This is a genomic window from Mesorhizobium sp. M7A.F.Ca.CA.003.01.2.1 (assembly GCF_003998945.1).
Lineage (GTDB): Bacteria > Pseudomonadota > Alphaproteobacteria > Rhizobiales > Rhizobiaceae > Mesorhizobium > Mesorhizobium ciceri.
This window is the reverse complement of record NZ_RZRA01000626.1, coordinates 1-3,432: the sequence shown is the minus strand read 5'-3', so window position 1 is coordinate 3,432 and position 3,432 is coordinate 1. Positions and strand designations below refer to the sequence as shown.

The 3,432-nt window shown below is 63.6% G+C and carries 3 protein-coding genes; 2 read left to right on the top strand and 1 reads right to left on the bottom strand.

Annotated features, from left to right (window positions below):
• The first annotated feature begins 229 nt into the window (after positions 1-229).
• Positions 230-1,216: a dihydroxyacetone kinase subunit DhaK gene (dhaK, locus tag EN969_RS22515; RefSeq protein WP_027164278.1), complete on the top strand. Its 987-nt coding sequence runs from the start codon at positions 230-232 to the stop codon at positions 1,214-1,216.
• Between the two features lie 64 nt (positions 1,217-1,280).
• Positions 1,281-2,297 (top strand): nucleotidyltransferase family protein, encoded by a 1,017-nt coding sequence (locus EN969_RS22510; protein WP_063169893.1) that lies wholly within the window; start codon positions 1,281-1,283, stop codon positions 2,295-2,297.
• A gap of 7 nt (positions 2,298-2,304) precedes the next feature.
• Here EN969_RS22510 and EN969_RS22505 read toward each other — a convergent pair whose 3' ends face one another.
• Positions 2,305-3,282 carry a hypothetical protein gene (locus EN969_RS22505; RefSeq protein WP_063169892.1) on the bottom strand — a complete coding sequence of 326 codons (978 nt, stop codon included), beginning with the start codon at positions 3,280-3,282 and terminating at the stop codon, positions 2,305-2,307.
• Positions 3,283-3,432 lie beyond the last annotated feature (150 nt).

The following is a 3,432-nucleotide window of genomic DNA, read 5'->3' as shown; positions in this document are numbered from 1 at the left end:
CATCAGGCATGCGCAAGACGCGGCATGTCTCGCTGATCGTGCCGGATTTCGGCGACGACAAGCAGAACGCCGCGCTCGATAAGGCGGTGAACGATTTTATCCAAAAGATCACCAGCATCACCGGCAAGAGTGGCTGATCGAACTCTTGTTTTACGCAATTCCGGACGGAAAACCGCGATACACTTTTCCTGGAATTGCTTTGGAAGGCCTATTTCGGGAGGAGACGGCCGTGAAGAAGTTTATCAATTCGGTGGACACGGTGCTGACCGAAAGCCTCGACGGCTTCGTCGCCGCCCATGCCGACATCCTCGTGCTCGGCGACGAGCACAAATTCATCCGCCGCAAGACCTTGCGGCCGGGCAAGGTGGCGCTGATCTCCGGCGGCGGTTCCGGTCACGAGCCGCTGCATGGCGGCTTTGTCGGTCACGGCATGCTGGACGCCGCCTGCCCCGGCCAGGTGTTCACCTCGCCGACACCGGACCAGATGCTGGCGGCGGCAGAGGCCGTCGACACCGGCGCCGGCTGCCTGTTCATCGTCAAGAACTATGAGGGCGACGTCATGAATTTCGAGATGGCGGCCGAAATGTCGGAAGGCGTCCAGCAGATCGTGACCAATGACGATGTCGCGGTCGAGAATTCTTCCTATACGACGGGCCGGCGTGGCGTCGCCGGCACGCTGGTGGTGGAAAAGATCGTCGGCGCGGCGGCCGAACATGGCCTGGCTCTGGCGTCGCTGAAGGCGCTTGGCGACCGCGTCAACGCTGCTACCCGCTCGATGGGCGTGGCGCTGACCAGTTGCACCGTGCCGGCGGCGGGCAAGCCGACTTTCGATATCGGCGACGGCGAGATGGAGTTCGGCGTCGGCATCCATGGCGAGCCCGGCCGCCGGCGCGATGCGCTGAAAAGCGCCGATGCGATCGCGCAGGAGATTTGCGCCGCGATCCTCGGCGATCTCGGCGACAAAGCGAAAGGCCCGGCGCTGCTGTTCGTCAACGGCTTCGGCGGCACGCCGCTGATGGAACTCTATCTGATGTACAACAGCGCACGGCTAATCTTCGAGAAGCATGGCGTGACGGTGACCCGTTCGCTGGTCGGCTCCTACGTCACCTCGCTCGATATGGCCGGCTGCTCGATCACGCTGACCATGCTCGACGACGAGACGACCGCATTCTGGGACGCGCCGGTACACACTGCGGCGCTGCGCTGGGGCATGTAAAAGCTGGCTTACATTAGGCTTTTCTGCAACCATTCCTGACTTGCTCGCAATGCTAGCTGGGTTGATGCTGCCACCGCTTACTTCCGCCCAAGAAAGACTCTTGCTGCGCTTCGCTGACCCCGAGGCGGCGGCAGGCGGCGAAGATTTGTCGGCAAAGACGCTGACGGCGCTGCTCGACAATGCCGAGTTTCACGGCGTGCTGCCGATCATGTTGCGCAAGCTCAGCGGGGACGCGCGGCTGCCAGCGGATGCCGACCTGCACGGCAAGCTGGAGGATCTGCGCCAGAAGGCAACGATCGCCACCGGCCAGTCGATGCTGTTGAAGTATCATGGCGACCGCATCATGAAGGGACTGGCGGCGGACAATATTCCGGCGCGGATCGTCAAGGGACCCGTCTTCGCGCGAAAGCTCTACCGCAACGTCGCCGACAGGCCCTTCACCGACATCGACATCCTGGTCGAACCCGCCAATCTGGCCAGGGCAAACCAGGTGATCGCGGCATGCGGCTTCGAGCTTGGCAGCAACGAGGCCGAATCCTACGAATTGCAGGAATTCAAATGGTTGGAAAAAGAGAATTCCAGCCTGCTGGTCGAACTGCATGGCGACCTCGTGCATGACACCGGCATGCGGCGGCGCCTGTCGCTGGGTTTCCCTGAATTGCGCGCCATCGACGGCGAAGCCACGGACACGCCGGCGGCTCTTCTAACGATCGCCATCGTGCACGCCGCCGGCGGCCACAAATTCCACCGCCTGCAGCTTTGCGTGGACGTGCTGCAAGGCGTGCGGGCGCTGCAATCACCCGAAGCGGAAGCACGCCTGTTCGACGCTGCCCGTATGACCGGCATCGAACTGGAGTTGGCAATCGTGCTCAATGTGACCGGCCAGCTGTTCGACGAGAGCCGCGCGCTCGAACTCGCCGGCCGCATCAAGCCCGACCTCTCCATACGGCTGGCCAGGCGGCTGATCACAACGAATACGCTGCTTGGCGTCAATTCCAGGGACAGACTGGGCTCGCGCCTGCGCCGCGACGCCTTCCGGTGGATTCAGAGATTGGCCAAGGCCAGGCCGCAAGTAGCCTGACTTGACGTCAATCCAGGGTGCCGCGGATCAGCGCCGCAGCGTCAGCCGGGCGCGCGCCTACTTCGAGCTGGAAGGTCGGCACCGCATTGACCAGCCCGGCGATGGTCGCCAGCCTGCGCTTCTGCATCGGCAGCAGCCCGGTCATGCCGGTGCGGACATTGTCGACTGCCAGCGCCACCATCGCGTCGGTCCTGGCCATGGCGACGAGCCGGGTCTGCCCGTCGGCGGAACGCGCCAGGTGCAGAAGCGCCGCCACCGGCCGGGCGGATGCGTTTTCCACCCGGATGATACCGCCCAACCGTTCTAACGAGACCGGCTGTTCGCCGTTGCGATCCCACGTCTGGCCAAGGCATGGCGCCACCTGCGGGATCATTTCGGCAGTCTTCCGGTGGATTTTGACGGCGCGCGGCAAGCCCCAGGCTACAACCTTGCCCGAAGCGACATTCAGGATCATGGCGTCGTCGGAGCAGAGGCCAAAGCCCTGTGTTGCCAGCGCCAGCGACGTCGTGGTCTTGCCGGTGCCGCTCGGGGCGTGGATCAGCACCACCGCATCGCGGTCAGGCAAGGTCAGCCCGGCCGTATGCAGCATATGCTGGCCACCGGCGTCGAGCGCGGCATCCAGGACCAACATCGACGGCGTCCAGGCGGCTTTCGTACCGGTGCTAATCCGGAGTTCGGCCCAACCTTCCCCACCATTGATCGCAACGGTTTGGCGCCCGGGAAAGACCAGATGGACAATGCCGCCATCCTCGATCATCCGGCAGGGACCATCCTCCGGCACCTCGCCATCGAAGACCAGGGATCCATTGGGTGTCTCGTCCAGCGTGTCTGTTTCGGTGATCTCAAGACGAAAGTCCGGCGCGACGGGTTCCCCTATGCGCAGGCTGCCCAGCATCCGGTCGAAATCCTGCCACAGCTCGGAGCGCTCGGCCGATATGCCAAGGATCAGGCCGTTGAGGCCATAGCAGGCTGAAGGTCTGGTCAAGCGGGACGCGCCTTTACGGCATCGGCATGATGACGATAGATCTCGACCATGCCGGGAAGCTTGTCGCTGACCACCGGCTTGCCGTCGAGGCAGACCCAGCAATGCGCCGATAGACGCTGCGCTTGCATCGACTGCGGTTCGACGCCGAAG

Coding starts and splice junctions, on each gene's coding strand:
- EN969_RS22510 (WP_063169893.1), top strand. CDS start 1,281: ATGCTGCCACCGCTTACTTCCGCCCAAGAAAGACTCTTGCTGCGCTTC.